The 821-nt window shown below is 52.7% G+C and carries 1 rRNA gene; it reads right to left on the reverse strand.

The window, feature by feature from the left end:
• A 23S ribosomal RNA gene (locus AC1TQG_RS27770) occupies positions 1 to 754 on the reverse strand; the annotation flags it as partial.
• Between the last annotated feature and the right edge of the window lie 67 nt (positions 755 to 821).

Raw genomic sequence — 821 nt, forward strand, 5'->3', positions numbered from 1 at the left:
CGCCCTATTCGGACTCGCTTTCGCTACGGCTGCCCCTCACGGGTTAACCTCGCCACCGAGCACTAACTCGCAGGCTCATTCTTCAAAAGGCACGCCATCACCCACCGTCGACTAAACGACGCATCGGCTTTGACGGATTGTAAGCGCACGGTTTCAGGTACTATTTCACTCCCCTCCCGGGGTACTTTTCACCTTTCCCTCACGGTACTAGTCCGCTATCGGTCACCAGGGAGTATTCAGGCTTATCGGGTGGTCCCGACAGATTCACAGCAGATTTCACGGGCCCGCTGCTACTTGGGTGTCTACTACAACAGTTGTCATGTTTTCGTCTACGGGACTCTCACCCTCAACGGCAGGCCGTTCCAGACCACTTCGACTAACACAACAATTTTTTACTGTCGGCCGATCCGGCAGAATCGACAAAATAGATCCCACAACCCCACACAGACAACCCCTGCCGGGTATCACATCTGCATGGTTTAGCCTCATCCGCTTTCGCTCGCCACTACTCACGGAATCACATGTTGTTTTCTCTTCCTGTGGGTACTGAGATGTTTCACTTCCCCACGTTCCCTCCACACACCCTATATATTCAGGTGCGGGTAACACGACATCACTCGTGCTGGGTTTCCCCATTCGGACACCCTCGGATCACAGCTCGGTTGACAGCTCCCCGAGGCTTATCGCAGCCTCCTACGTCCTTCATCGGCTCCTGGTGCCAAGGCATCCACCGTACGCTCTTAAACACTTACAAACATTTATCAAAACAAAAATAAAGATGCTCGCATCCACTGTGCAATTCTCAAACAACACACACCAAC

It is taken from the genome of Williamsia sp. Y844, from assembly GCF_056786475.1.